Here is a 24,944-nt window from a genome sequence, read left to right on the forward strand (position 1 = left end):
TGTGTTCGTTCAGCGAACTGGCCTCGAAGTCCAGGGTGGCAATCAGGCGGGACATGTGCCCGCCAACCCGATCGCTTAAAGCATCCGTTCACTGTGCCAGTTGGGACTGCAGCTCCTGCTTGACCTGCGCGGCAGCGGACTGCGCGTCTCGTGCTGTTGCGTCCGTTTGAGCGTTCGCGGCATCAGCAGCGTCACGCTCGGCTCGAGTCGGGCCAGTTCCATCGCTTTCACTTTGTCCGTTTGTGGGGGGCGTCGCAGACTGTGTGTGCTCATCACTCTGGCGCCTTTTCCAGTCTTCGATCGGCTCGCCGTTGAGGCGCATATCGTCGGCGAAAGACCCGCGATCGAGTACGATGGAAAACGCGCTGGTCTGCGGATCGTCTACTGCCCCGCCAAAGTCGATCAACCAGCGTAGCTTGCGCAGCTGCAAGATTGCCTGTCCGTCAGTCTCGTTGCTTTCATCAATTTGCAAAATGCCGTGGCACATGATGCGCGTCACCGGCATTGATTTGTCCCGTGCATCCGCATCGACAATAACATCATGAAACGAGGTGCGCGCCTGCTTGAAACCCTCGCTGATCTGGCGCGGGTCGATGAGCAACACCGCATCGCCAGCATTTTTAAACCAGGCTTTATAAAGGATGCCTTTGACCTCCTTGGCGACGACATCCTGGACATCTTCCCGGTCACAGGCCTGCTGGGCAACCGACGAGGTATCGCTGCGATCCGGGCTATGCCCTTGATCTTGATCGCTGGCGGGAACGTTACACCCCAGCAAGCTGACTAGGGGCAAGGCGGCAACGAAAAAGCGTGAGCCAAGCTTCATGGGCGCACTCCAATGAGATGATGATATAGGTTGATTTGTCCACGAGCAGTCAGTCGCTGGCGGGCTAGATAGTGCAAACGTGGAACCGTGTTCCGTCGATGGTCGCTCGGCCCGCGCCATCGGCATCGAACGCGTGGACGATGTCCGGCACACTATCGCCCTTCTTGCCATCGCGACTGACGACAACCTGATTTCGGGTTATCAGACTGCGATCGCTCGGGTCGTACCAGAAGGCACCGATCGTGCCCGATTCCGTCGTCCCGTGAAACTCAGCGAAGAAGTCGAAGATGGTAATCCCGGGAATGTAGCTGGTGGTGTCGCCACCAAACTTGAGCATTGTGTCGCCGTCCGAGTTGTTGCAAAACTCACCGGGTTTGCCGCTACCATCGACCAAGACGAACCCGGAGGCATCGGCTTGGCCTGTCACCGTCTCGGTCCAGCTGCGCAGCATTTGCTCGCCATCTTGCTGCGCCTGGCGCGGCGTTGGCGATGCGTCGGGTACAGGCTGGGACGCAGGCTGATCAGCAGCCTGGGGTGCTGATTGGGATGCTACCTCAGGCGGGGCATGATCTCGGTGCGCGGGCAACGCCAACGCCAGGAAAAACAGATACGCCCCGGCCACGCCGATTATGACAATGTACACCAAGCCTTTAAGATAAGGGACGACAGTATCCTGCCAGAACGATTTGCGAGGCAGATGTGGATGAGCGCGCCTGTCTGGGGCGGCAAACGACCAAGGCGGACGAACCGACGATCGGTGGGGTTCATTGCTGTCGGGAACCTCCTCCCATTCCGCGTCGATGATGTCGTCGCCGCTCACTGTTTTGCCTCCCGCGTGGTGGAACCCTGGCCCGATTTCGAGACGGTGCCGCCATGATCGCCTCCGACTTCACGTCCTGCTTTAAGTTGCTCGCCATCCACGTAGATCTGGCTTATCAACTGTTCGGCCTGCGCGGCGGTAAAAGTCCTTACGGACGCGTAGGGAAACGTTACGACCTCCCACTTGGGTCGGTTGCCCAAAACCGTGAAGCGCATGTCGAGATCATGGATCGAGCGATCGACAATGCCGCCAGCGATACCCGTGCCGACGTTATAGCGGCACACGATAGCCTGATTGCTTGACGAAACGAGACGACCGTTTTCAAGGTGTCCTGACGAGCCGACCTTGAACTTCGATAAGGCGGGCGTGCCCAGCGTGTCGAGCCACGCGTTGTAAGCGGGGAACAGATCATCGCTGATTTCCCAATGCGATGTGCAAGACTTCGCATACTGGATTTTCATGGCGAGTTCCCGCGGCGAGACCGGCGATCCCAGCGGCTGCGTGCTGCCGGGCTGCGTGCCGGCAGGCTGCTGGTCGCGTTCATCGCGCCACGCCGTGATCCAGCCCGAGACGGCTGCCTTAGCGCCGGAGTCCACGAAGGACACTACCTTCCACCCACCGCCGTCGCGGGACATGTTGGCAACGACGTCGCCGCCCCAGAGGGGATCGTTGTTGAAGTGCGCAGCGTCTTGCGGTGCCATCGTAAGAGCAAAGCGCATAGTGCAGCGGCCCTCGGTATTGCCACCGCTCCAGCCCACAAAGGTCCAGTCGTCGATGTGAGCGCGGTCGATAATTTCCTCGGCTAATGAGTTGCCCTTGGCGATCGCGATGCGCTCACCACCGCCAGTGTCAAAGACATGGTAGCCCAGCATGTACCCCGCATACGCCGTTGCCAGATTCTGGTTGGAGCAGACCGCTTTCATCTGCGCGCTGACTTTGGAGTTCGATGCCAGACTGCCCCCTGAATTACCGACATCTTGCGCAGCGCAAGGGGCTGGACCGATGCCAGCAATCGGTAAGGTGCAGATTAATAATCGTGCCGCACGGCGCATGACTTTGCCTCCATCAGTCATGGAGGCCCCGGCGCGAAGCCGGGTGTTAGGAACCCTGCGCACGCACAAGGCGTCGCCGCCTTTAGGCGAGCCTTGGACATGCGCGGCGACCACCCGGCCGAGAAAACTCGACCGGTGCGCACGACAAGAGGTTCCTACGCCTCCCCCGCGGGACTGACCGCAGGTGGGTTGGCTATGCGATGCTACTGCGTGGCAATCAAGTAGCAGTGTGTTGTCGGTTGGTTTAAACATGCCCGCCCCCTACCAATCCGATGCCAGCATGACGGTAAGCACCCTCGATGTGACGGCGGGGTTGTCGGGATCGTCCGATCCGAACTTCAAATCCTTGTCGTAGTAATCGATCTTCCAAAGCAGATCGTAGCCCCACAAGGTCATGGTACCAAAGTCGCGCTCGCCGTAAGGATCGCTACCCGGCCCGAATTCATCGTAAGCGGCCAGCGCCGCTGCGAGAACGTCAGCATCGAAGCCTGTTATGTGCTTCACATTCCGGGTGATCAGGATCGCGCCCCCGGTGCCGGTGGTGCGCAGGTGATCGTTAAGGCGGGCTATCGCTTCGGCGCGGGAGGCGAGCGCGGTTTCGCCGGTCGTCCGTTTTGACATGGTGGAAGTCCTCGGATTGCACGCAGCCGCCATCATCCCACGTGACCCGTCACGAAGGCCCAATGGCGGCTGGATTGTCTATGGAATGGCGTGCCCCCGATGTGATCGAGCGATCTGCGGGGCTGCCGTTGCTGGGATGCGGTTACTTGCCCGTCGCTGGATTGCGGACTTGCCCGATAAGGCGGTCAAGTTCCGACTTGGCGGCTATGGCCTTTTCAGTGGCCTTGCCGACCGGAAGCAGCGCCTTGTCGAGATCGTTTTGTTCGAAACCTTGCGCGAGCAGTTCGGCTTGCACGGCCACAGGGAAGAACAGACGCGTTGCCGATTCGTCGCGAACCATCCCCAGCTTCAAGAGCGGGGCCACCACCTTATCGTCGTGGATGACCGTTTCCGCACGCGCCTGCAGGCCGGGCCGGAACGCAAGTTCAAGGCCGAACCGCGTCGGGGCGGCACCGACCGCGACGCCAATCCAACTGAAGCCTTCCTCGTCCTCAGCTCCGATCTCCGTGAGTTCGAGCCAAGCATCGCCGGTACCAACGCCTCGCACCATCTTCCACTCGGGGCAGACGACCCTGGCCGTCCAGTCGATTTCAATCACCTGCCAAGGCGCAGTGGCGACTTTGGTGATCGCTTGAACGGATGCCCGCATCATGCGTTCGCTGAGAGCGCCGATGGCAAGCTCGCCATCAGCTTCGACCCGCTCGATGTTGCGCACCACCGCCCCGGCCCGTTCCAGGTCGTCCATCGATGATGTTGTTTTCACTTGTTGTTTATCCACGTTGCAGTCCTCGTTCGTATGGAGTGCCCCTAGGGACCTCCACCGACCGAAGGGCCGATCTCGCGGACAACGACTTGCCGACGTCTGGGCTTTGCACCCTATGTACCGAGCAAGTGTAAATCTCCTCCGGATTGTATCCGGCATCCCTTAGGACAAGTTTTTTGTAAAAAATCGCTGACCAATCCAATTTATTAGAAGATCAACGCAAAATCATCTTATAAGATTTCGAAGAATTTGTCAAAACTGCCGATTTTCGGCGTTTTTTTGGCAGCGTATCATGCGGAATTCGATCCGCGAATCACTTCCGAAATTAAGTGTTCTGCGGAATTTTGAAGCAGTATTCAGCCCATGCCGTCATCAACTCTCGGCGCTTCTCAAGCGCTCTGCCGCGCCGGTAAGCCCGTTCGACGGAAGACGCCACGGTATGTGCAAGCGCCATTTCGATTTCCTCTCGGCCGAATTGGGTCGTCTCGCCCGCCCAGTCGCGGAACGTCGAACGAAAGCCATGTACCGTGATATGACCATAGCCCATCCGCTTCAGAAGCTGGGACAGCGCCATGTCCGACAGCGATCCACTACGCGGCGCTGGAAAGACGTAATCTGCCGGCTTGAGTCCTGCTTCGTGGACCGACGTCAACACCTTCAGCGCAGCATCGCTCAGCGGCACCTCATGGGTGACCCCCGCTTTCATGCGGTCGGCTGGCACCGTCCATAAGCGGGCCCCAAGATCGACCTCACCCCAGGTCATGCCGCGCACTTCCCCGGATCGGCCTGCTGTCAGAATGACGAATTCCAGCGCTCGTGCAGCTACCGCAGGTCGCCCCTGCAAATCTGTGACGAATTGCGCCACGCTGCCAAACGGCAAGGCGGGATGATGTTTAACCGCCGTCTTGCTGCGCTTGGGCAGTAGCAGATCGAGGTGCCCCCGACCTCGTGCCGGGTTTTCGCCAGTGCGCAGGCCTTTGACCTTGGCGGCATCAAGAACGCGCTCGATCCGTCCCCGAAGCCTGGAAGCCGTCTCGGCCTTGCTCAGCCAGATCGGCTGCAGCACAGCCAGAATCTGCTCCGTGGTCACCTTATCGATCGGGACGGCGAATAGCGGCTGCGCGTAGGTCGTCAGCGTATTGCGCCATTGCTGCCGATGCTTGGGATTCTTGAAGCCGTCCTCGATGCTGTCGATCAACGCGATCGCGAACTTGCCGAATGTGATGATTGATTCGCCGGGCGCGTCCGCCTTCTTGGTCTTGAGACGCTCGGCGCGAGGATCGACGCCATCCAGCAGCATCTCTCGCATCTGAGCGGCCAACTCTCGGGCTTTCGCAAGGCCAACATCCGACACAGAGCCTAAGCCCATTTCGACCTTCGTTCCCCCACCAGTGCCTTTGATCCTGAACTGCCCCTTGGGCTTCAACGTCCCGATGAACTGCCAAGATCGGCCATTGGGGCGCACACGAAGGTACAGACCACCGCCATCGCTATAGACGCCGGGCTTGGTGATCGTCGTCACCTGGCGAGCCGAAAGTTTGTTACGCGCGTGCGAGGGCATGATTTTCGGCTTTTAGCAGCTGCTAGACGGCCGATCTAGGCATAAATTTGAGCATAGTTTTTGCACGGCTTCCCGCGATTTTCTACGAACGGCGATGAACAGAAATCCGCGCAAAAGGCGCAGAAATCCTGCGCTTTTGGCGTCCGCGACAGTGCGTTGAAGATCGTGAATGTACAGGGGGTGGCGGAGCGGGAGGGATTCGAACCCTCGATACGCTTTTGGCGTATACTCACTTTCCAGGCGAGCGCCTTCGACCACTCGGCCACCGCTCCGCATGCACTGGTAAGGCGCTGGCCCCTAGCGTGCGGCGTGGGGTTTCGCAAGCGGCGTTGGACTGGCATGATGGGTTCATGCGCATATTTCTTTCCCTGCTCGGTTTCGCAGCATTTTCCGCATCCGCCATGGCGGCGGACAAAGCCCCTGCTCCGTTGACGCCCAACGCGATCGTTGCGGCGGCGACTGCTGGCGACTGGGTGCGGATCGCCCCGGACGACCTGCTGGTTATGGACCTTGCGCCAGATGCTGCGGGCCACGCGCGCCGGGTGGTCATACAGGTGATGCCGCCGCCCTTTTCGCAAGGGTGGGTCCAGAACATTCGCACGCTGGTCAAAGCCCACTGGTTCGACGGGATTGCCGTTGTGCGCGTGCAGGACAACTACGTCGTGCAATGGGGCGACCCTGATGGCGAGATGCCCGGCAAGGCGAAGACGCTACCGGCGGGTCTGCTGACAGTGCCGCAAAGCGAGTATGTCTCGCCTCTAACCGCCGGGGATGCCACCGCTGGGCCGGTTGCATTCACCAACGATGCCTACGCGCCGCTGGCGACGTTCGAGGGGGGGTGGCCGATCGGACGTTCGCAAAGCGCCAAGTGGCCCCTGCACTGCTACGGCATGGTTGGCGTGGGGCGCAACCTGTCGCCCGATACCGGGACCGGCGCGGAGCTTTACACGGTGATCGGGCATGCGCCGCGCCAGTTGGATCGCAACATCGCACTGGTGGGCCGAGTGATTGCCGGCATGGAAAACCTCTCGTCCCTGCAGCGCGGGACCGGCGATCTTGGCTTTTACAAGACCGCGCCGGAGCGCACGCGGATCACGTCGGTGCGGATCGGCGGCGGGGTGAAGGATCTGCCCGCCTACGAATATCTTTCCACAAACAGCCGCGCCTTTGCCGCGTATGCCCATGCGCGCGCGAACCGCAAGGATGACTTCTATATCCAGCCTGCCGGCGGGGTCGAGGTATGCAACGTGCCCGTCCCGATCCGCGAGGTGCTCGTCGCCGGGAAACGCTGACCCGTCCGTCTCTGCTAGATGCGCTCGGCCTCCGCCACGGCTTCGCTGGCGCGCAGGCCCCCGACGATACGCGTCAGGTGCGCCAGGTCGGACACTTCCAGGTTGGCCTCGTACGTGCCGAAAGGCTCGTCCCGGCTGATCATCTGCAGGTTGGTGACGTTGGCGCGATTGCCAGCGAAGATCTGGGTCACTTCGGCCAGGGTGCCGGGCCGGTTGTACAGCACCAGCCGCAAGCGTCCTACCGCGCCGGTCGTGCGTTCGCCCCATGACAAGTCGAGCCAGTCCGCGTCGATGCCGCTGGCCAGGCTCATGCAGTCGATCGCATGAACTTCCACCTTGTGGTCCGGACGGCGCAGGCCGACGATCCGGTCGCCGGGCACCGGGTGGCAGCATTCGGCCAGCTCGAACCCGACCCCGGGCGTCAGCCCGCGGATCGAGATGGCGCGTTCGCCGCGCGTCCATTCCGGCTCGTCCGGCATCGCCGACGTGCTGCCGGGCACCAGCGCTTCCATGACCTGGCGGTCGGACAGGCGGCCCGATCCGATCGCGAACATCAGGTCTTCCTCGTCCCGCAAGCTGAGGCGCTCCACCGCCAACGCCAGCGCTTTCTTGCCAAGCCGCTGGGGCAGGCGGCCGACGATCTCGTCATACAGCTTGCCGCCGATCTCGGCGACTTCCGTGCGCTCCTTGGCGCGTACGGCCCGGCGGATGGCAGCGCGCGCCTTGCCGGTGACGACAAACGCCAGCCAGGACAGTTGCGGCTCGGACGTCGGGCTCTTGATGATTTCCACGACATCGCCGTTCACCAGCTGCGTGCGCAGCGGAACGTGCCGGCCATTGATCTTGGCCCCCACCGCCGCGTTGCCTAGCTTGGTGTGGACCCCATAGGCGAAATCGACGGCGGTAGACCCCTTGGGCAGCTGAAACAGCGCGCCCTTGGGCGTGAACGCGAAGATACGGTCCTGATAGATCGCCATCTTGGTGTTTTCGAGCAGTTCCTCGGCATCATGGCTGGCGTCCACGATCTCGATCAGGTCACGCAGCCAGCCCACTTCGCCATCGGGGCGCACGCCGCCCTGCTTGTAGGCCCAGTGGGCGGCCAGTCCGAATTCGTTGAGGCGGTGCATGTCCTGGGTGCGGATCTGCACTTCCATGCGCATGCGCCCCTCGAATATGAGGGCTGTGTGCAATGACTGGTAGCCATTGGACTTCGGGGTGGAGATGTAGTCCTTGAAGCGGCCGGGGATCATCTGCCAGGCCTGGTGGAGCACGCCCAGCGCCTTGTAGGTATCCTCCACGCTGTCGGTCAGGACGCGAAAGGCCATGATGTCGGTGATCTGCTCGAAGGTCACGTGGCGTTCGGCCATCTTGCGCCAGATCGAGTAGGGATGCTTTTCCCGCCCGGAAACCTCGACATTCAGCCCCGCCTCGGCGAGTACCTGCTTGATCGACAGGGCGATGGCATCCACCTGCCCGCCTTCCTGGCTGCGGATCTGCGCCAGCCGCCCGGTGATGGTGGCATAGGCTTCGGGCTCCAGTTGCTCGAACGCCAGCAACTGCATTTCGCGCATGTATTCGTACATGCCCACACGCTCTGCCAAGGGCGCGTAGATATCCATCGTCTCGCGGGCGATGCGACGGCGCTTCTCTTCCTTCTTGATGAAGTGCAACGTGCGCATGTTGTGCAGCCGGTCCGCCAGCTTGACGAGCAGGACGCGCAAATCCTCGCTCATCGCCAGCAGGAACTTGCGCAGGTTTTCCGCCGCGCGCTCACTCTCGGTCATCACCTCGATCTTGGAGAGCTTGGTGACGCCATCGACCAGCCGCGCCACGTCCGCGCCGAACAGCTTCTCGATCTCCTCGATCGTGGCGAGCGTGTCTTCCACGGTGTCGTGGAGCAGCGCGGTCATGATCGTCTGCTGATCAAGCTTGAGCTCGGTCATCAGGCCCGCCACCTCCACCGGGTGGCTAAAATACGGATCGCCGCTGGCGCGCTTTTGCGTGCCGTGCTTTTGCACGGTGTAAACGTAGGCGCGGTTCAACAGGGCCTCATCGGCCTCCGGTGCGTATTCCTTTACGCGTTCGACGAGTTCGTACTGACGTAGCATGCTGGTCTGCAATGTCAGGATTTATGGCCGCGCGGCAAGGGGGCAGGACAGGAAATGCGGATTTTGCATCGGTGCAGCTTCGCCCCCCTCTGTTTTCTGCAATCGCGATCGATACGAAAAACTGCCGGACACCGTTACTTTACGGAAGGGTTTTGTTAACCACACGGGAAGTCCTGTGCGCCATTATCGCCATCGGAAACGCAGCCGCTGCGCCATGTCCCCCCAGGCGCGGCGGCTGCGCTTTCGATGATGAACCAACATGGGGACGCGAAAGGCCTGCAATGGCGGAAACCGAAGGATTCGGCACGGCCGAACGCCCCGAATGGCTCAAAACCCTCACGCGGCGTCGCCGGCTCGTGGCAGATGCGGACGGTGAGATGGCACAGCTTCCGAAACGCTCGCCGCGCGTACGCACCCTGATTCGCGCGGTCATCGGCGCGGAAGGGCGGCCCGGAGAGGACGCGATCGTGCGCAACGTATCGCCCGGCGGCATGTGCATCGCATCGCGCACGCTGCTACCCCGGACCGGCGAAACGCTGCGTGTGGCTCTGCCCGGCCAGGGCGATCTGCAAGCCGAGGTGCGCTGGGTGGGCAACGGCGAGTTCGGCGTGCAGCTTAAAGCGGCGCTGGACATCGCCAGCCTGCATGCCGCCAACCGCGGCCTCAATGCCGGCTTCTCCGCCGCGCTGGACCGCCTGCTTGGCGTAAGCCCATGTACAGAGCAGGGTTCCGCGCATCTCAGGCCGTGCTGAAGAGCTAGGCTAATTTAGCCCCCGATTGGTACGGGGCGGGTTTCCCGCATCGTAAACAACACCGGCAGTACGCACAGCGCCACCAAGGCGATCATGACGCCAGGCGCTGCGGGAGATCCCGTGCGCCCAGTCAACACCTGCGCCAGCCAGGGTGTGAGTCCGCCGAACAGCGCGGTCGCCGTGGTTGCGCCCAAAGCCAGTCCGCTGAGCCGGCCCTCGGCAGGCATCTGCTCCGCGGTAGCCACTGCCCCCACTGCGCTGACCCCGCCGGCCAGCATTGCCAGCACGACCGCGCCTGCCAGCGCCGCGCCGCTCGATGCGCCGGCCAGCGCGGTGAACAGCGTGTAGGGTAGCGCCGCGCACAGCACCGCCAGGCCGATCAGCACCGGACGTCGCCCGAACCTGTCGGCTAACAAGCCCACAAACGGCGTCACCACGATCACCGCAATGGCGGCGACGGTCGCCAGTTGCAGCGCTTGCGCCTCGTTCAGGCTACCGGCCGAGGTCAGGTAGACCGGAACGTAGGAGATGCCGACGTAGTATGTGATCGACCCCAGCGCCGAGATCGCAAAGCCGCGTAGGATGCCAGCCTTGTGCCGCGATAGCGCATCACCCAGCGGATTGCCGGATAGCGTGCCGGCCTTCTGGCTTGCCTCGAACTCCGGCGATTCCTCCATCGCGGCGCGCGCAAACAGGATCGAGCCGGCCAGCGCCGCGCCCACTAAGAACGGGATGCGCCAGCCCCAGCCGTCCAGCGCCGGGGTTGGCAGCAGGCTGACGGTGAGTGCGGACACGCCCGCTGCCAGCAGCGCACCCACCTCACTCGTCGCGGCGGCCAGCGAGGTGACGAACCCGCGCCGGTGTGCGGGCGCGCCTTCCAGCATGTAAGCGACCACGCCGGTATATTCGCCGCCCACCGCAAAGCCCATCACGCACCGCAGCGCCAGCAGCAGCACGCCGGCCAACGGCCCGACGTGCGCGGCGGTGGGCAACGCGGCGGTCAGCAGCATGGCCGCCGTCATCAGCCCCATCGAGGCCAGCAGGGTGGAGCGCCGCCCGTGCCGGTCACCGAAATGGCCGAACGCCATCGCGCCGATGGGCCGCATCAGATAGGCCATCGCAAAGCCCAGCAGCGTGGTCAGCACCGCGTCCTTGCCGGTGAAGAACACGCGTGACAGCACTGTGGCGAAATAGAGATACAGCGTGAAGTCATACCACTCCACGACCGTGGACAGCGCCGCCAGCGCCAGCGAGCGACGGTCAAGCGGGCGGTGTGGGCTATCGTGCATGGAGGGCGCAACGCGCATGCGGCCAACTTGCTCCGATGTCTTACGCCCAGGTGGCTTCGGGCGGCAGGCTCATCAGGATTGCATCAATGTTGCCGCCGGTCTTGAGGCCGAACAGGGTGCCCCGGTCATAGACCAGATTGAACTCGGCATAACGGCCCCGCCACTCCAACTGCTGCGCCTTATCAGCGGGCGTGAAGTCCATCCCCAGCCGGCGGCGTACCAGTTTGGGAAATACGTCCAGGAACGCTTCGCCCACTGCGCGGGTGAAGGCGAAGTTGGCTTCCCAATGCGCTTCGTCGGCGCATTCCAGATGATCGTAGAAGATGCCGCCCACACCGCGATGGACCTTGCGGTGGGGGATGTAGAAATACTCGTCCGCCCAGGCCTTGAAGCGGTCATAGTAATCCGCCCCATGCGCATCGCACGCGGCCTTGAAGGCGGCGTGGAAATCCGCGGTATCCTCGTCATACGGCAGCGGCGGATTAAGGTCCGCGCCGCCGCCGAACCAGGCCTTGGTGGTCGTCAGGAAGCGGGTGTTCATGTGCACGGCCGGCACGTGCGGGTTGGCCATATGCGCCACCAGGCTGATGCCGGTGGCCGCAAAGCCGTTGTTTTCCGCCGACGCGCCATTGATCGTGGCGGCAAAGTCCTTGGCGAGCGCGCCGCGCACGGTGGAAATGTTCACGCCCACCTTCTCGAACACGCGGCCCTTCATCAACCCGCGCGTGCCGCCGCCGGTTTCCGCGCTCTCCCCGTCCAGCCCGTCGCGTTGCCACGGGGTGTACGCGAAGGCCGCGTCGGAACCCGCCTCGCGCTCGATCGCCTCGAATGCGGCGCAGATGTTGTCGCGCAGGATGCGGAACCAGTCGCTCGCGCGGGTCGAAAAAGGGGTCCAGTCGGTCATGTGCGGCGCTTGCCAAATCGCGCGGGCTGCGGCAAGGGAAAGCCATGGTTCCCTTTTCGTTCTGTGGCGAGGAAATGCTGCTGGTGGACGGCGGCGCGCAAGCCGGCGCCGGGCGCGGCGCCAGCGCCTTGTTCTGGCCGCGCGAACAGGCGCTGCTGGTGGCAGACCTGCATCTGGAAAAGGCCAGCTTCTTCGCCCGCACCGGACAGATGCTCCCCCCTTACGACAGCCGCGAAACGCTGGACCGACTGGCGGCGGCGGTGCGGGTCACCGGGGCGCGGCGGGTGTTTGCGCTGGGGGACAATTTCCACGACAGCCACGGCCCTGCCCGGCTGGAACCCCGCGCGGCGGGCATGCTGGCGGCGCTCACCCGCGCGCTGGACTGGGTATGGATCACCGGCAACCACGATCCCCATCTTGGCGAGGAGGCGGGCGGCACGCGGGTGGATGCGCTGATGCTGGGCGGTCTGGCCCTGCGCCATCAGGCAATGCCGGGCACGTGCGAGGCGGAAGTGTCCGGGCATTTCCATCCCCGCCTGATCGTGGCCGCACGCGGACGGCGCATTGCCCGCCCCTGCGCGGTGCGCGGCGGCAACCGGTTGATCCTGCCGGCCTATGGCGCGCTGACGGGCGGCATGAACGCGGGCGATCCGGCCATCGTTGGCGCGCTGCAACCCGCCGATGCGATCGAAGCGCTCGTCCCCGCGCAAGGACGGCTGGTGCGCTTCCCGCTCTGGCAAAAAGCAGCCTGAGCCCCTATATCGTTCAAGGGCTTGCGGGCTGACCCGCGGCACCATCGGCTAATGCGCGAAATCCGCTTTGCGCAAGCCGCTAAATCGTCTTAATGACGCCCAATTCAGCCCCGTTGACAGCAACGACTCAGGAGAACGCATATAGCACCCCCACCCCGGCGCATGATGACGCCACCGGTCAAGAGTGGACCGCGCTACAACACCATGATCACGTCCGACAAGGTCCGCGTCATCGACCATGAGGGCGAAAACCTCGGCGTGATGTATACCCGCCAGGCCATCGAACAGGCCGCGGAAGTCGGCATGGATCTGGTTGAGGTTTCCCCGAACGCTGATCCGCCAGTGTGCAAGTTCCTCGATGTGGGCAAGTACCGGTACGAGGCCCAGAAAAAGGCCAACGCCGCACGCAAGTCGCAAAAGACGCAGGAGATCAAAGAGATCAAGATGCGTCCGAATATCGACGATCACGATTACGACACCAAGATGCGCAACGTCGTCCGCTTCATCGAGGACGGGGACAAGGTGAAGGTCACTCTGCGTTTCCGTGGCCGCGAACTGTCGCACCAGCAGCTGGGCATGGACCTGCTGCGCCGCGTTCAGGAAGATGTCGCCGACATCGCCAAGATCGAGGCCTATCCGCGCATGGAAGGCCGACAGATGCTGATGGTACTGTCGCCCAAGTAAGCAACGCCGGTTGGTGAACAAAAAGGGCGTGGCCGTTGGCCACGCCCTTTTTGTTCAAGCCACTGTCGATCTGGCGGATTGCCAGCAACCCCTCAGATCGGACCTGTAAACACACCCTTAGAACGCAGGCGCAACCTCTGCGCTCGGCAGCGATGCGCCCAGTACGCGGGCGACGGAGGGGGCGATGGCGCGCATGTCTACTAAGCCAAGGTCGCCGCGCCGCTTGAGCGTGGGGCCGGCGACGATCAGAGTGGAGCGCATCGCCGGCTCGTCGGGTAGGTAGCCGTGCATGCCCTTGTACGTCGAAGGCGTGGCGATCGGGGCTGCGGGATCATGCCCGGTCTCGAAGCCGGGCTGCATGGCGATCTCGAACACCGCCTCGCTCGGCCCGCCCCGACGCAGCGTTTCGGCGCGGTCGAACACTTTGGCGATGTGATAGCGCGGATCGGCAGCCAGCTTCTGGGCCAACGCCGCCACGCGCGCCTTGACGGCGGCGTCTTCCAGGTTGGCCATCACCACGGTGGCGGTGCCGCCCGCCACCCACGGTTCGGCCTGCCATGACGCAACCTTGCCGTCTTTGCCCAAGGTGATCAGGCCCGCTTCGATGAAGGGGGCGAAGATGTTGATGTCAGTGGAAACCGGCAGGAACCCGTGATCGGAGACTACCACGACCGTCACATCGGGCATCGCCTGACGCGCGGCGGCAACCAGTTCGCCCACCAGCGCATCGGTTTTCTCAATCGTCGCTATTGCGGCTGGGGAGCCCGGACCGCTGCGGTGTTCCTCGTGATCAATGCCGGCCAGATACACGGTGGTGAAGGCCGGACGGTCCGCCAGGATCGCCTTGGCGAATTTCACGCGCACGCCATCGCCTTCCACCGTCTCGTCGATGCCCTGCTCGTAGGGTCCGAGCGCGGCTTCCAGGCGGGGCAGCAGGCCGGGGGTGGCGAGCGCGGCGAGCAGCTTGGCGTCGTCTGCCGTGCCCGTGCGCCAGATCTGCGGCAGGTTTTCATCGATGCCCGGCGCGCCCACGGTCACCGGCCAGTGCACGTTGGCGGTCTTGAGGCCGGCGGCATGCGCGGCCTGCCACAAGGTGGGCACGCACACATCGCTGGCATACCAGTACCAGCCCTGCTGGTTCTTGGCCTGCGGATCGAACGTCAGGTTATTGGAAATGCCGTGCCCGGCGGGCGAGACGCCGGTGACCAGCGTGGTGTGGCTGGGATACGTCAGGGTGGGCAGCACGCCGACCACCCCTTGCGCATACGCGCCCTCCTTCATCAGCGCCTGCAGATGCGGCACCTTGATCCCGCGCGCCGGGCCTTGCGTCACGTCGGCGGGCCGCAGCCCGTCGAGCGAGATCATCAGCACCGGCGATGCGTGCGCCGCCGTGGCCCCCAGCGCCAGCGCGGCGACTGCGGTTCCCAGCGTGCGAGACCAAAATGCCGCCCTCATGGTCAGAAGCCCTTCTTGAGCGAGACGAAGAACTGGCGCGGCGCGCCGGCCAGCAGGGTCTGGTTATCGCCGCTGGCGGTGAAGCCGTTGGAGCCGACCGTGCCGATGTACTTCTTGTCGGTCAGGTTGGTGACGTTGCCTTCGATCGAAACGCCGTGCAGCACGCCATCAGTCTCGAAACGGTAGCCGATGCTGGCATCGACCAGCACGCGCGAGGGCACGTATTCGTCGTTGAGATACGTGAAGTAGCGCTTGCTCATGTAATCGGCGCCGACGCGCGCGGTGATGCCGTGATCGTCATAGACGATCTCGCCCTTGATCATGTGCTTGGGCGAATCCACTGCGGTCTTGCCGTCGGTTGCCACCAGCACCGCGCCTTGCGCGTTCACGACATTATCGGCGTATTTCGAGTTGTTGTACGAGTAGCTGGCGAACAACGACACCGCGGGCACGATGCGGTAGTTGGCCGAAACTTCCGCGCCATAGGTATGCACCCCGCCCACGTTGTTCAGCGTAGCCGGATTGCCAAGGATCCCGGCGCCGTTGGCGAACGCCAGCAGGCGGTTCGAGAAATCCACGTAGTAGCCCACGGCCGACGCCTGGAACGGCCCTTCGCGGAAGCGTAGGCCGCCTTCCACCGTCTTGGACCGCTCGGGCTTCAACTGGCCGCGGATCGCATCGAACCCGGCCTGCGTGGTCGCGAACGGACCGGTGGTGGCCGAAGACACGAACGCGCGCATGTTCTCGGTATAATCGGCGAACAGTTCGACGGACGGCGCGAGCTTGTACAGCACGGACACCTGCGGCTGGAACAAGTCACGCGCGGTGATGCGCCCGGCTGCCAGTGGCGAGGACGTGTCGGCCAGCATCTTGGCGGTATTCTCTACGTAAACACCCTTCCAGCCGCCCGTCAGCACCAGCCGCTCGTCCATCAGGCGCACCGTGTCAGAGACGTGGTATTGCAGTGTCTGCGTGCCGTACTTGCCGTCCCACTGCGTGTAATATGGGTTGTTCTGGTATTCGAGCGTGTCGCGGTTGGGGGTGGCGGTATCGGTCATGCCATACAGGCGGCGGGCCTGGGTGAATTTGTTGTCTTCATACCAGCCGCCCACTTCGATGCGGTTGATCCCGCTTTCATAGGCAAGGTTGCTGGTCATGCCGACCCGGCTCATGCGGTATTCGGTGGTGCGGAAGCTGAGCGGGCTGGCTGCCGTGATGATCGACCCGTCCTGATCCAGCGCGCCCACGGGCGTTGCGGCATAAGGCGTGATCCAAGAACCCTGGCCCTCGTTATTGTGGTAGTAGCCGGTCGTCGTCAGCGTCAGGCCCGGCGCCAGGTTGGCGTTGAAAGTGATCCCACCCAGATAATCGCGGCGCAGGCCGCCTGCGTCGTAATAGGCATCGTCCACCGTGCCGAAGCCGGCCGGCAGCGTGGTGCCCGCTCCGGCCCAGGGCAGCGCGGCCTTGGACGCGGCGGCAACCTGGTTCTGGTAGACTTTGGCGATCTGCAGCGCGAGCGGATAGTTGTTGGCGATATTGTCGTCATTCAGGCCGCGCCGCGCGATGATGTCGTAGCTCAGATCCTGATAGTCCTGCTCCGTGCGGTCGGAAAAGTTCAGGAACGCGGTGATGCTGCCCAGCGCGCCCAGATCCTTGACGACCTTGGCGTTGGCCTGGTGCTGGCGCTGGCTGCCATAGCCCTTCCACTTGTCCGTGGTGAGATAGCCATAGCTGAGGTAGCCCTTCAGCCCGCCGCCAAGATCGCCACTGTCGATGCGGGCAAAGGCGCGATACGTTTCGTCCGAGCCATACGTGGCGCCGCCGGTCACGGCAGCGGTATCATGCGGCGCGTCGCTGAAGAATTCGATGGTGCCGCCAAGGTTGCTGGTCGATGCGGTGCCCAGCGCGCCCGCGCCCTGCGCCACTTCGGTGCGCGCGACGTTTTCGGAAATGATCGCGCGGCTGATGTGCAGGCCGTTGACGTTGCCATAGCTCATGTCGCCCAGCGGCACGCCGTCCAGCGTGAAGCCCAACTGGTTCTGGTTGAACCCGCGCAGCGAGATGCGCACCGCCCATTCGTAAGCGCCGAAGGGATCGGCGGCCTGGAAATTGACGCCGGGCAGCTTTTCGATCGCCTTCAGGGGGCTGGAGCCTGGCGTAATGCGCGCGATGTCGTTGGCGGTCACGCTTTGCACCTGGCGGCTTTCGCCAAAGCCCAGCACGACGATGTCCTGCGCCACGTCGGCATCAGCAGCCGCGGTATCGGCGGCAGGGGCGGCGTCTGGCGCGGCACCCTCGGCTTCCGGCGCAGCGTATGCGGCGAGCGGGAAGGCGAACATGGCAACGGCAGCGCCGGCCAGAAGACGGTGAGCGAATCTCATGGTAAACTCCCTGCGGTAATCGCGCGATTGCGCGCTTGGCAGGGCCTTTGGGCGCGGTTCGTTACAGTGCCGCGTCGAATGGATGACGGTTTCAAGAAGTTGCTGAAGTGTTGCCAATTCGCTCCGTACGGGCGCGTGGGCCGGCCTGCGCCGCCACCGCGCATTCACGCCAACGGGAAAAGCGCTGGCCGTCGCGCGCGGCTGTCCCTAGGGTCCGGATCGAAGTCCTGACCGTTCCTGTGGAGCCTGACGCCTCGATGCATGTCGCCTATAGCCTGATCGGCATCGTTCTCATCATGGCTGCGGCCTTCCTGCTTTCCACCGACCGCAAGGCCATCCGGCTGCGCGTGGTGGGCGCAGCGTTCGCGCTGCAGGCCGGGCTTGCAGCGCTGGTGCTGTACGTCCCCCTCGGCAACCGGATCCTCAAAGGCGCGGCCAGCGGCGTGGAAAGCCTGTTGCGCTATGCGCACGCGGGCGTCGATTTCCTGTTCGGCCCGCTCGCGTCGCCGGAAATCGGCGGGCACAGCTTCGCGATCTCGGCGCTGCCGGTCATCATCTTTTTCGCCTCGCTGATCTCGATCCTGTATTACCTCAGGATCATGCCGCTGGTGGTGCGCTGGCTGGGCGGCGCGCTGGAGAAAGTGACCGGGATCAGCAAGGTCGAAAGCCTGTGTGCGGCGTCCAACATCTTCGTCGGGCAAAGCGAAGCGCCCTTGGTGATCCGCCCCTATCTTGCCGCGCTCAACCCCTCGCAGCTATTCTGTGTGATGACGGTGGGACTGGCGGGCGTTGCCGGCACGATCCTGGCCGCGTACGCTTCGATGGGCATCCGCATCGACTATCTGGTCGCCGCCGCGTTCATGTCGGCGCCGGGCGGTATCTTCATGGCCAAGATGATCATGCCCGATCCGCGCCCCGCCCTGTCCGATGCGACGCTGACCGACCCCGCCGCGCAGGATGTGTACGAAGGCACCTTCCCTCCCGCCGGAGCGGCTGCGGCCGCGATGAACCGCGATGACGTGACGCACCTGCCCGGCGTCCATGTCGACGATCCGGTAGCCGTGGAGCATGAGGAGGAAAAGCCCGCCAATATCATCATGGCCGCCTCGCAAGGGGCGCAGACCGGCGTGAAGCTGGCGGTGGCGGTAGGCGCGATGGTGCTGGCGTTCGTGGCGCTGATCGCGCTGGCCAACGGTTTCGTGGGCTGGGTGGCTGGCCTCGCCGGTTTTCAGGACGTTACCTTCCAGTCGCTGCTGGGCTATGTGTTCGCGCCCATCTTCTACCTGCTGGCCGTGCCGGACTGGACCGAGGCGATGCACGCAGGCGGCCTGTTCGGCACCAAGATCGTGCTCAACGAATTCGTCTCGTTCATCGAACTGGGCAAGGACAGCGCGCTCTCACCCCGCACCGTGGCGGTGGTCACGTTCGCACTGTGCGGGTTTGCCAACTTCTCGTCGATCGCGATCCAGATGGCGGTCACCGGCGGGCTCGCGCCTAACCAGCGCCCGATCATCGCCCGGCTGGGCATCCGCGCGCTGGCGGCGGGCAGTCTGTCCAACCTGATGAGCGCCGCATTGGCTGGCCTGTTCCTGACGGTGGGCTAAGTGCCCTCAATCGCCGGGAGCATACTGCGCGGCCCATAACGGCAGCGCCTCACGATGCCCCTTGAGCAGCGGTTCGGGCAGCGCATCGAGCGCGAAAAATGCCGACGCCACTATCTCCCGCCCATCGGGGACCGGAGTGCCCACAGCCCGGCCCGCAACAATCCGCACCCGGTTGTCGGCGCCGTGCAGGTCTTCCGGGCGCACTTCCAGCAGCTGCGGGTTTTCGAGCCGGCAGCCGGTTTCCTCCACCAGTTCGCGCGCGCCGGCGTGCAGCGGATCCTCGCCCCGGCGCAAGCCCCCGCCCGGTGGCATCCAGGCGCTGCTGCCGTACGAATGGCGCACCAGCAGCAGCCGGCCTTGCCCGTCCAGAGCCAGCACTCGCACACCGTCCAGCCGCGGCTTCCACACCCGCCAGATTTGCGCGCGGACCCGGTGCGCCAGGCGATAGAACGCCCGGTGCAACGGTGCCGGGATCGCCCTCAGCAAAAACAGGTGACGGGCGCGCGGGCGGCGTGCAGCAGGCGGGCGACGGGCAAATCCGTCTCGCCAGCCGCCGCGGCATCGAATACCGCGCGCTTGTCTGCCCCGCGGATCACGAACATGATCTCGTCGCTGTTCAGCAGCGAGGGGATCGTCAGGCTGATCCGGTCGAACGGGGCTTCGGGCGGCAGCGGATCGGGGGTCAGCCGGCGCACTGCCAGCGCATCGTCAACCTTGGGATCGGTATTGGGAAACAGCGAGGCGATGTGCCCGTCCCCGCCCATGCCCAGCCAAGCGATGGCAAAGTGCGGCGGCTGCGCGTCCTCCTCAAGCGGCACGATCCGGGCGCCCACCGGTTCCAGCCGGGCGCGGATCTTGCCCACGTTGCTGGCGGGGTGATCCTCGTCCACGATGCGATCATCGCCCGGCCACACCGCGATGCGCGCCCACGGCAGATCCTCTTTCGCCAGCAGGTCGAAGATCGGAAACGGCGTGGCGCCGCCGGGCACGGAAATGGCGATATCGGGCGAAACCGCCAACGCGGCGCGCAACCGCGCCGTAAGCCAGTCGGCAATGGCGCCGTCATCGGCATTCTCGATCATCACGGGTTTGGTCATCGTTGCAACTTAGCTTGGGGGCCGTTCTGTGCGAATACCGGATGCGTCTTTGCGACGCACCCGGCCATTGCCATCAGCTGATGATTTCGCGCAGGAACCAGGCGCGCTGTTCCGCCTGGTCGGTCCAGTCGTCGATAATGCCGTCGGTCGCGTTGTCGCCAGCTTCGCCGGCCAGTTCCTTGGTGGCCTTGAGCGTGGCGACGTAGGACGAGTTGTCCTCGAACAATTCCTTCACCATAGCCATCGCATCGAGCTTGGTGTTGTCCTGATTCTTGATCGTGGTCTTTTCGCCGATCGATCCGATCGAGGTCAGCGTGGTGCCGCCCAGCTTGCGCACGCGTTCGGCGATCAGGTCGGTCAGGCCGAAAATTTCCGTGGCCTGGGCATCGAACAGCAGATGCAGGTCGTGGAACTGAGGCCCGCGCACGTGCCAGTGAAAATTTTTCGTCTTCACGTACAGCGCGAACGTGTCAGCGAGCAGACCGTTGAGGCTGTCGATCAGCGCAGCCTGCGAGTTGTCCTTGGACGTCATGAGAAACCCCTTCTTCGTTGTGATGTCGTTACGATGCATTGTGACCGTTTCTAGGAACCCACAACGGGCTTGAGAAGGGTTTGTTCACGGCCAATTTTCGATCAGAGAAGATCGAAACGCCGCAGGAACATCACCAGCGCCACGCCAACCAGCACGCAGCCCGCCCCGCGCCGCGTCCGACGGGCGGCGGCTGTCTCCAGCAGGTGCGGGCGCGCCCAGGCAAAGGCGATCAGGAGCGCGCCGCCAAGAGCACCTGCTGCACCGGCAGGGCCGGGCCCCGCAAGACCCACGCCCAGCCCGAACACCACGAAGCGGGCGGCATCGGTCACCTGATGGGCAAGCAGTACGATGGCCAGCGCGCCCAGCGAATTGGTCGGCTCCTTTGGCGAGCGCCGCGCCGTCAGGATCATCGATTCGATGCCCGCCATGCCCAGTGCGATCGCCGCCAGGATCGAGCGGGCCGGCGGTGGCAGGGTTATCAGCATCACCCGCGCCGCATAGGCCGCCAGCAGCGCGGTCAAGACCGACGCTGCGATGCCCACGATCAGGACGCCGGGACGTCGCCCCTGCCGCACGGCAAGCCCTGCGACCGTGACCTGGTCACGCGCGCCGATACCGGCCAGCAGCACGGCGATGAAGGTGAGATAGAAAGCGGGCATCAGACCGTATCCATGCCCGCTCCCTTGGCTCCGCGCGAGCGGTTATGCGCTTTTCTGGCAGGCGATGATCGCAGTGATGACGTTGGCGGTATCGGCCGGATCGCGCACGCATACGGTGTCCAGACCCATCGCCTTGGCCGGATAGTCGTTTCCGCCCGGGAAGATCGCATCGCCAAGGAACAGCATGTCGGCTTCGGCGACGCCGCTGTGCTCGGCCAGGCGCTTCAGACCCCAGGCCTTGTCGACGCCCGGCTGGGTCACGTCCACCGAGGTCGCGCCGCCAAGGTTCACCGATACGCCGGGCAAGCGCTTGACCAGATCGGCCTGGATGACCTTGCGCTTGGCAAAATCGGGATCCCAATGCTCCTTCGCTTCGAGCGGGGCCTGCTGGCCCAGCGCCGAAAAGGTGATCTGGCTGCCGCGATCCTCGATCCGTTCACCCCAGGTCTTTTCGGGCTTGAACCCGGTAGCTTCCAGCGAGGCGTCGAACGCATCAAGGATCTGCTTCTTCTGTTCGTCCGTAAACAGCTCGGCATAGATCGATTTCCAGGCGCCGTCCTGGAAGCGGTAGAGCTTGGCACCGCTGGTGGGCATCATCCACAAGCGCGAGCGGTCCGCATGTTCGGGCAGGCGGCTGGCTACCTGCTTGTCGAACTGCGGCCAGTCTCCGCCGGAGATCACCGCCACTTGGGCCACGGTGAGCAGCTGCGCGAGAAGCTGCGCCATCTCGTCGCTCAGCGGCTGTTTGCTTTGCGCCAAGGTTCCGTCGAGATCGAACGCCACGATTTTCTTCATTCCATGCCTTTCGCGGTTGCAGCCAGTCGCCCTTCACCGATAGCAATAGGACGCAGATCGCATCCAAAGCGCGCCAAGGCTCAACAGGCAATAGGCCGGGCCACATTAGCCCGATTTAATTCGCTGCGCTGTTGAACGCCGGACACCGGGGTTGGCTGCACCGCCATCATGACCTACATGTTGCAGCGCGGCAAAAAGGGCGGGAACCGCGCGGGTGTCCGGGTGTTGGCTATGGACGCCCCGGCACCGGATCGGGCATCGACCAGCGACACTGCCATCGCGCCTGATCCGAACGACGAGACGGAAAAAAGCACATCGACGTATGACGCAAACGCCCTCCCCCCTTGCACCGCCTCTGGCGGATATAGTCGTTTCGACGCCTGCGGATCTGCCGGCGCCGGTTGCGCTGGGCGAGATCGAACGCCCGGCGCTGTTCCTCGATTTCGACGGCACGCTGGTGAGCATCGTCGATCATCCCGATGACGTGGCGATAGCCCAAGGACTGCCGGGCCTGCTCACCGCGCTGTCGAACGCGTTGGACGGGCGCCTGGCGATCGTCACCGGCCGGTCGATCGCGGCGCTTGAAGGCCTGGTGGGGCCGCTGCAGATCGCCGTTGCCGGATCGCACGGGGGGGAGTTTCGCCCCGTTGCCGGCAGCGCGGTGCAGCCGCTGGCCAAGCCGATCGCAGCCGATGTGGTGCGCGCCGTGGAAACCTTCGCGCGCAACGCGGGGGGCTTGTTGGTTGAGCCCAAGCCTTTCAGCGTGGCAGTGCATTACCGCCATCATCCCGAAGCGCGGGACGCCCTGCTGGAACACGCCCACGCCCTGGCACATGACAACGGCCTGGGGTTCAAGCACGGCAAGAACGTCGTCGAACTGACCATGCCCGGCTCGGACAAGGGCGCGGCGGTCAACCAGTTCATGGCCCTGCCCGCCTTCGCCGGCGCGCACCCCGTTTTTCTGGGCGATGACGTTACCGACGAGGACGCCTTTCGCGCCATCCTGCCCTTTCATGGGTGCGCCGTGCTGGTTGGCGCGATGCGCGCGACCGCCGCGACGCACCGCCTGCCCGATGTCGCCGCTGTCCATTCCTGGCTTGAGGCCGGGCTGAACGCCGGCCCGGCCGCTAAGGAGAACCTTGCATGAACCCGCCCCAGCCGACCAACCTTGAACTCTGGCCGATCGGCAACTGTCAGGTCAGCGCGCTGATCGATCAGGCCGGCGCGATCGTATGGGGCTGCGTGCCCCGCGTGGATGGCGACCCCACGTTCTGCGCCCTGCTGCGCGGCGGCGGACAGGACGGCGGCTTGTGGCGCTTCGAGCTGGAAAACCAGGTCTCGGTGCAGCAGCACTATGTGCGCAACACGCCGGTTCTGGTCACCCGTCTTGAGGATGCCAGCGGCGGCGCGGTGGAGGTGTACGACTTTGCCCCCCGGTTTGAGCGGTCTGGCCGGATGTATCGTCCGGTGGCGTTCGCGCGCATCGTGCGCCCGGTGTCCGGCGCGCCGCGCATCCGCACGGTGCTGACGCCGATGAGCGGCTACGGCGCGCAGATCGCCCCGATCACGCAAGGGTCCAACCACATCCGTTATCTGGTGGAGCGCAACGCCCTGCGCCTGACCACGGACGCGCCGGTGGGCTACATTCTGGACGAGCGCTATTTCCGGCTGGAAAAGCCGCTGCACTTCTTCCTGGGCCCGGACGAGCCGTTTGCCGGCAACGTCGAGCATGATCTGGAAACCATGCTCCAACGCACCACCAAATACTGGCAATACTGGGTCCGCGGCCTTGCCACGCCGATCGACTGGCAGGACGCGGTCATCCGCGCGGCCATAACGCTGAAGCTGTGCCAGCACGAGGAAACCGGCGCGATCGTTGCCGCGCTTACCACCTCGATCCCCGAAGCGCCGGGCAGCCAGCGTAACTGGGATTACCGCTACTGCTGGATCAGGGATGCCTACTACACCGTGCAGGCGCTGAACCATCTGGGCGCGCTGGACGTGCTGGAAAAGTATCTGGCGTACTTGCGCAACATCGTGGCCGATGCGCCGAACGGCGTCGTCCAGCCGCTTTATGCAGTGAGCGGCGCCAAGGAAATCATTGAGTGGGAAGCGCCCGATCTGATGGGCTATCGCGGCATGGGCCCGGTGCGCGTGGGTAATGCGGCCTATTATCAGGTGCAGAACGACTGTTACGGCCAGATCGTCCTGCCCTCCATCCAGGCGTTTTCCGACCAGCGCCTGCTGCGCATCGCCGACGAGGACGATTTCCGCAGCCTGGAGCAAGTGGGCGAGATGGCGTGGAAAACCCACGACCAGCCTGACGCCGGCCTGTGGGAACTGCGCACCCGCACCGCCGTCCATACCTATTCCAGCGTGATGAGCTGGGCCGCCTGCGATCGCCTGGCAAACGCCGCCCATTTCCTGGGGCTTGCAGACCGCGCCGCTGTGTGGCGCGAGCGGGCCGAAAAGGTGCGCGCCAATATCGACGCGGCCGCTTGGCACAAGGTAGAAGGCCATGATGCCGGCGGCCACTATGCGGCAACCTTCGGGGGATCGCAGCTGGATGCCAGCCTGCTCCAGCTGGTGGAACTGCGCTACGTCGCGGCTGACGATCCCAAATTCCAGGCCACGCTCAAGGCGGTGCAGAACACCCTGCGGCGCGGCGAACACATGCTGCGGTATGACAACGAGGACGATTTCGGCCTGCCCGAAACCGCGTTTAACATCTGCACCTTCTGGCTGATCGAAGCCCTGCATCGCAGCGGCGACGACGAGGAAGCGCGCCGTCTGTTCGAAGCGATGCTGGGCCACCGCACCCGTTCCGGGCTATTGTCCGAAGACATGGATTTCGAAACTGGAGAGCTTTGGGGGAACTTCCCGCAAACCTACTCACTTGTCGGGATCATCAATTGTGCCGGGCAACTGTCCCGGTCGTGGCGGGACTGGCGCTGATACGCGCACCCCTGTTTCCGCCACATCAACGCGCACGCACGG

The 24,944-nt window shown here is 64.0% G+C and carries 23 protein-coding genes and 1 tRNA gene; 7 read left to right on the forward strand and 17 right to left on the reverse strand.

The window, feature by feature from the left end; all coding sequences use genetic code 11:
- Window positions 1–88: 88 nt before the first annotated feature.
- The 7 genes from ASE49_RS14440 to ASE49_RS14470 form a co-directional block, all read right to left on the reverse strand.
- Window positions 89–826, reverse strand: coding sequence for a hypothetical protein (locus ASE49_RS14440; protein WP_056774023.1), 738 nt, complete (start codon window positions 824–826; stop codon window positions 89–91).
- Between the two features lie 64 nt (window positions 827–890).
- Window positions 891–1,646: a hypothetical protein gene (locus ASE49_RS14445; RefSeq protein ID WP_056774025.1), complete on the reverse strand. Its 756-nt coding sequence runs from the start codon at window positions 1,644–1,646 to the stop codon at window positions 891–893.
- On the reverse strand, window positions 1,643–2,698 hold the full coding sequence (locus ASE49_RS14450) for a hypothetical protein (protein ID WP_156370324.1): 1,056 nt from the start codon (window positions 2,696–2,698) through the stop codon (window positions 1,643–1,645). Before ASE49_RS14450 ends, ASE49_RS14445 begins: the two co-directional genes overlap by 4 nt.
- Before the next feature lie 261 nt (window positions 2,699–2,959).
- On the reverse strand, window positions 2,960–3,319 hold the full coding sequence (locus ASE49_RS14455) for a DUF3768 domain-containing protein (protein ID WP_056774030.1): 360 nt from the start codon (window positions 3,317–3,319) through the stop codon (window positions 2,960–2,962).
- A 142-nt stretch (window positions 3,320–3,461) separates the two neighbouring features.
- A complete protein-coding gene (locus ASE49_RS14460; protein ID WP_156370326.1) occupies window positions 3,462–4,097 on the reverse strand; it encodes a hypothetical protein in 636 nt (211 codons plus the stop codon).
- A 310-nt stretch (window positions 4,098–4,407) separates the two neighbouring features.
- Window positions 4,408–5,643, reverse strand: a complete 1,236-nt coding sequence (locus ASE49_RS14465; RefSeq protein ID WP_056774035.1) for a tyrosine-type recombinase/integrase — start codon at window positions 5,641–5,643, stop codon at window positions 4,408–4,410.
- Between the two features lie 181 nt (window positions 5,644–5,824).
- Window positions 5,825–5,915: transfer RNA gene (locus ASE49_RS14470), tRNA-Ser, on the reverse strand.
- A gap of 78 nt (window positions 5,916–5,993) precedes the next feature.
- On the opposite strand from ASE49_RS14470, the gene ASE49_RS14475 reads away from it, so the two are divergent.
- A complete protein-coding gene (locus ASE49_RS14475; protein WP_056774480.1) occupies window positions 5,994–6,935 on the forward strand; it encodes a peptidylprolyl isomerase in 942 nt (313 codons plus the stop codon).
- Between the two features lie 14 nt (window positions 6,936–6,949).
- Here the strand turns inward: ASE49_RS14475 and ASE49_RS14480 are convergent, their stop codons facing one another.
- Window positions 6,950–9,043: a RelA/SpoT family protein gene (locus ASE49_RS14480; RefSeq protein ID WP_056774038.1), complete on the reverse strand. Its 2,094-nt coding sequence runs from the start codon at window positions 9,041–9,043 to the stop codon at window positions 6,950–6,952.
- A 281-nt stretch (window positions 9,044–9,324) separates the two neighbouring features.
- Between ASE49_RS14480 and ASE49_RS18480 the strand changes: the two genes are divergently transcribed.
- Window positions 9,325–9,795 (forward strand): PilZ domain-containing protein, encoded by a 471-nt coding sequence (locus ASE49_RS18480; RefSeq protein ID WP_056774039.1) that lies wholly within the window; start codon window positions 9,325–9,327, stop codon window positions 9,793–9,795.
- 14 nt (window positions 9,796–9,809) lie between these two features.
- Here the strand turns inward: ASE49_RS18480 and ASE49_RS14490 are convergent, their stop codons facing one another.
- Both ASE49_RS14490 and hemF read right to left on the reverse strand, forming a co-directional pair.
- On the reverse strand, window positions 9,810–11,102 hold the full coding sequence (locus tag ASE49_RS14490; RefSeq protein WP_235523002.1) for an MFS transporter: 1,293 nt from the start codon (window positions 11,100–11,102) through the stop codon (window positions 9,810–9,812).
- Window positions 11,103–11,124: 22 nt separating this feature from the next.
- On the reverse strand, window positions 11,125–11,988 hold the full coding sequence (gene hemF / locus ASE49_RS14495) for an oxygen-dependent coproporphyrinogen oxidase (RefSeq protein WP_056774042.1): 864 nt from the start codon (window positions 11,986–11,988) through the stop codon (window positions 11,125–11,127).
- Window positions 11,989–12,032: 44 nt separating this feature from the next.
- On the opposite strand from hemF, the gene pdeM reads away from it, so the two are divergent.
- Window positions 12,033–12,740, forward strand: a complete 708-nt coding sequence (gene pdeM / locus ASE49_RS14500; RefSeq protein WP_056774045.1) for a ligase-associated DNA damage response endonuclease PdeM — start codon at window positions 12,033–12,035, stop codon at window positions 12,738–12,740.
- Between the two features lie 162 nt (window positions 12,741–12,902).
- Window positions 12,903–13,424 (forward strand): translation initiation factor IF-3, encoded by a 522-nt coding sequence (gene infC, locus ASE49_RS14505; protein WP_056774047.1) that lies wholly within the window; start codon window positions 12,903–12,905, stop codon window positions 13,422–13,424.
- A gap of 117 nt (window positions 13,425–13,541) precedes the next feature.
- On the opposite strand, the gene ASE49_RS14510 is transcribed toward infC, so the two are convergent.
- On the reverse strand, window positions 13,542–14,879 hold the full coding sequence (locus tag ASE49_RS14510) for an alkaline phosphatase family protein (RefSeq protein WP_056774050.1): 1,338 nt from the start codon (window positions 14,877–14,879) through the stop codon (window positions 13,542–13,544).
- Window positions 14,880–14,881: 2 nt separating this feature from the next.
- The gene (locus tag ASE49_RS14515; RefSeq protein WP_056774053.1) at window positions 14,882–17,260 is read right to left on the reverse strand and encodes a TonB-dependent receptor; all 2,379 of its coding nucleotides are present in this window, start codon (window positions 17,258–17,260) and stop codon (window positions 14,882–14,884) included.
- Window positions 17,261–17,517: 257 nt separating this feature from the next.
- Here ASE49_RS14515 and ASE49_RS14520 point away from each other — a divergent pair, with 257 nt between their 5' ends.
- Window positions 17,518–18,864 (forward strand): NupC/NupG family nucleoside CNT transporter, encoded by a 1,347-nt coding sequence (locus tag ASE49_RS14520; protein ID WP_056774056.1) that lies wholly within the window; start codon window positions 17,518–17,520, stop codon window positions 18,862–18,864.
- A gap of 6 nt (window positions 18,865–18,870) precedes the next feature.
- Here the strand turns inward: ASE49_RS14520 and ASE49_RS14525 are convergent, their stop codons facing one another.
- From ASE49_RS14525 to ASE49_RS14545, 5 genes are all read right to left on the reverse strand, one after another.
- The gene (locus ASE49_RS14525; protein WP_235523003.1) at window positions 18,871–19,326 is read right to left on the reverse strand and encodes an NUDIX domain-containing protein; all 456 of its coding nucleotides are present in this window, start codon (window positions 19,324–19,326) and stop codon (window positions 18,871–18,873) included.
- 17 nt (window positions 19,327–19,343) lie between these two features.
- Window positions 19,344–19,961 (reverse strand): 6-phosphogluconolactonase, encoded by a 618-nt coding sequence (locus ASE49_RS14530; RefSeq protein ID WP_056774059.1) that lies wholly within the window; start codon window positions 19,959–19,961, stop codon window positions 19,344–19,346.
- Window positions 19,962–20,034: 73 nt separating this feature from the next.
- Entirely contained in the window at window positions 20,035–20,493 is a 459-nt protein-coding gene (locus tag ASE49_RS14535) for a Dps family protein (protein ID WP_056774488.1), read from the reverse strand.
- Between the two features lie 101 nt (window positions 20,494–20,594).
- Window positions 20,595–21,152, reverse strand: coding sequence for a hypothetical protein (locus tag ASE49_RS14540; RefSeq protein ID WP_056774061.1), 558 nt, complete (start codon window positions 21,150–21,152; stop codon window positions 20,595–20,597).
- A gap of 42 nt (window positions 21,153–21,194) precedes the next feature.
- A complete protein-coding gene (locus ASE49_RS14545; protein WP_056774062.1) occupies window positions 21,195–21,947 on the reverse strand; it encodes an HAD-IIB family hydrolase in 753 nt (250 codons plus the stop codon).
- A gap of 322 nt (window positions 21,948–22,269) precedes the next feature.
- On the opposite strand from ASE49_RS14545, the gene otsB reads away from it, so the two are divergent.
- Window positions 22,270–23,094 carry a trehalose-phosphatase gene (gene otsB / locus ASE49_RS14550; protein WP_056774064.1) on the forward strand — a complete coding sequence of 275 codons (825 nt, stop codon included), beginning with the start codon at window positions 22,270–22,272 and terminating at the stop codon, window positions 23,092–23,094.
- Window positions 23,091–24,902, forward strand: a complete 1,812-nt coding sequence (locus tag ASE49_RS14555) for a glycoside hydrolase family 15 protein (protein WP_056774066.1) — start codon at window positions 23,091–23,093, stop codon at window positions 24,900–24,902. The genes otsB and ASE49_RS14555 overlap by 4 nt, the downstream gene beginning before the upstream one ends.
- Window positions 24,903–24,944 lie beyond the last annotated feature (42 nt).

Origin of the sequence: Novosphingobium sp. Leaf2 (assembly GCF_001421325.1) — a bacterium.
GTDB lineage: Bacteria > Pseudomonadota > Alphaproteobacteria > Sphingomonadales > Sphingomonadaceae > Novosphingobium.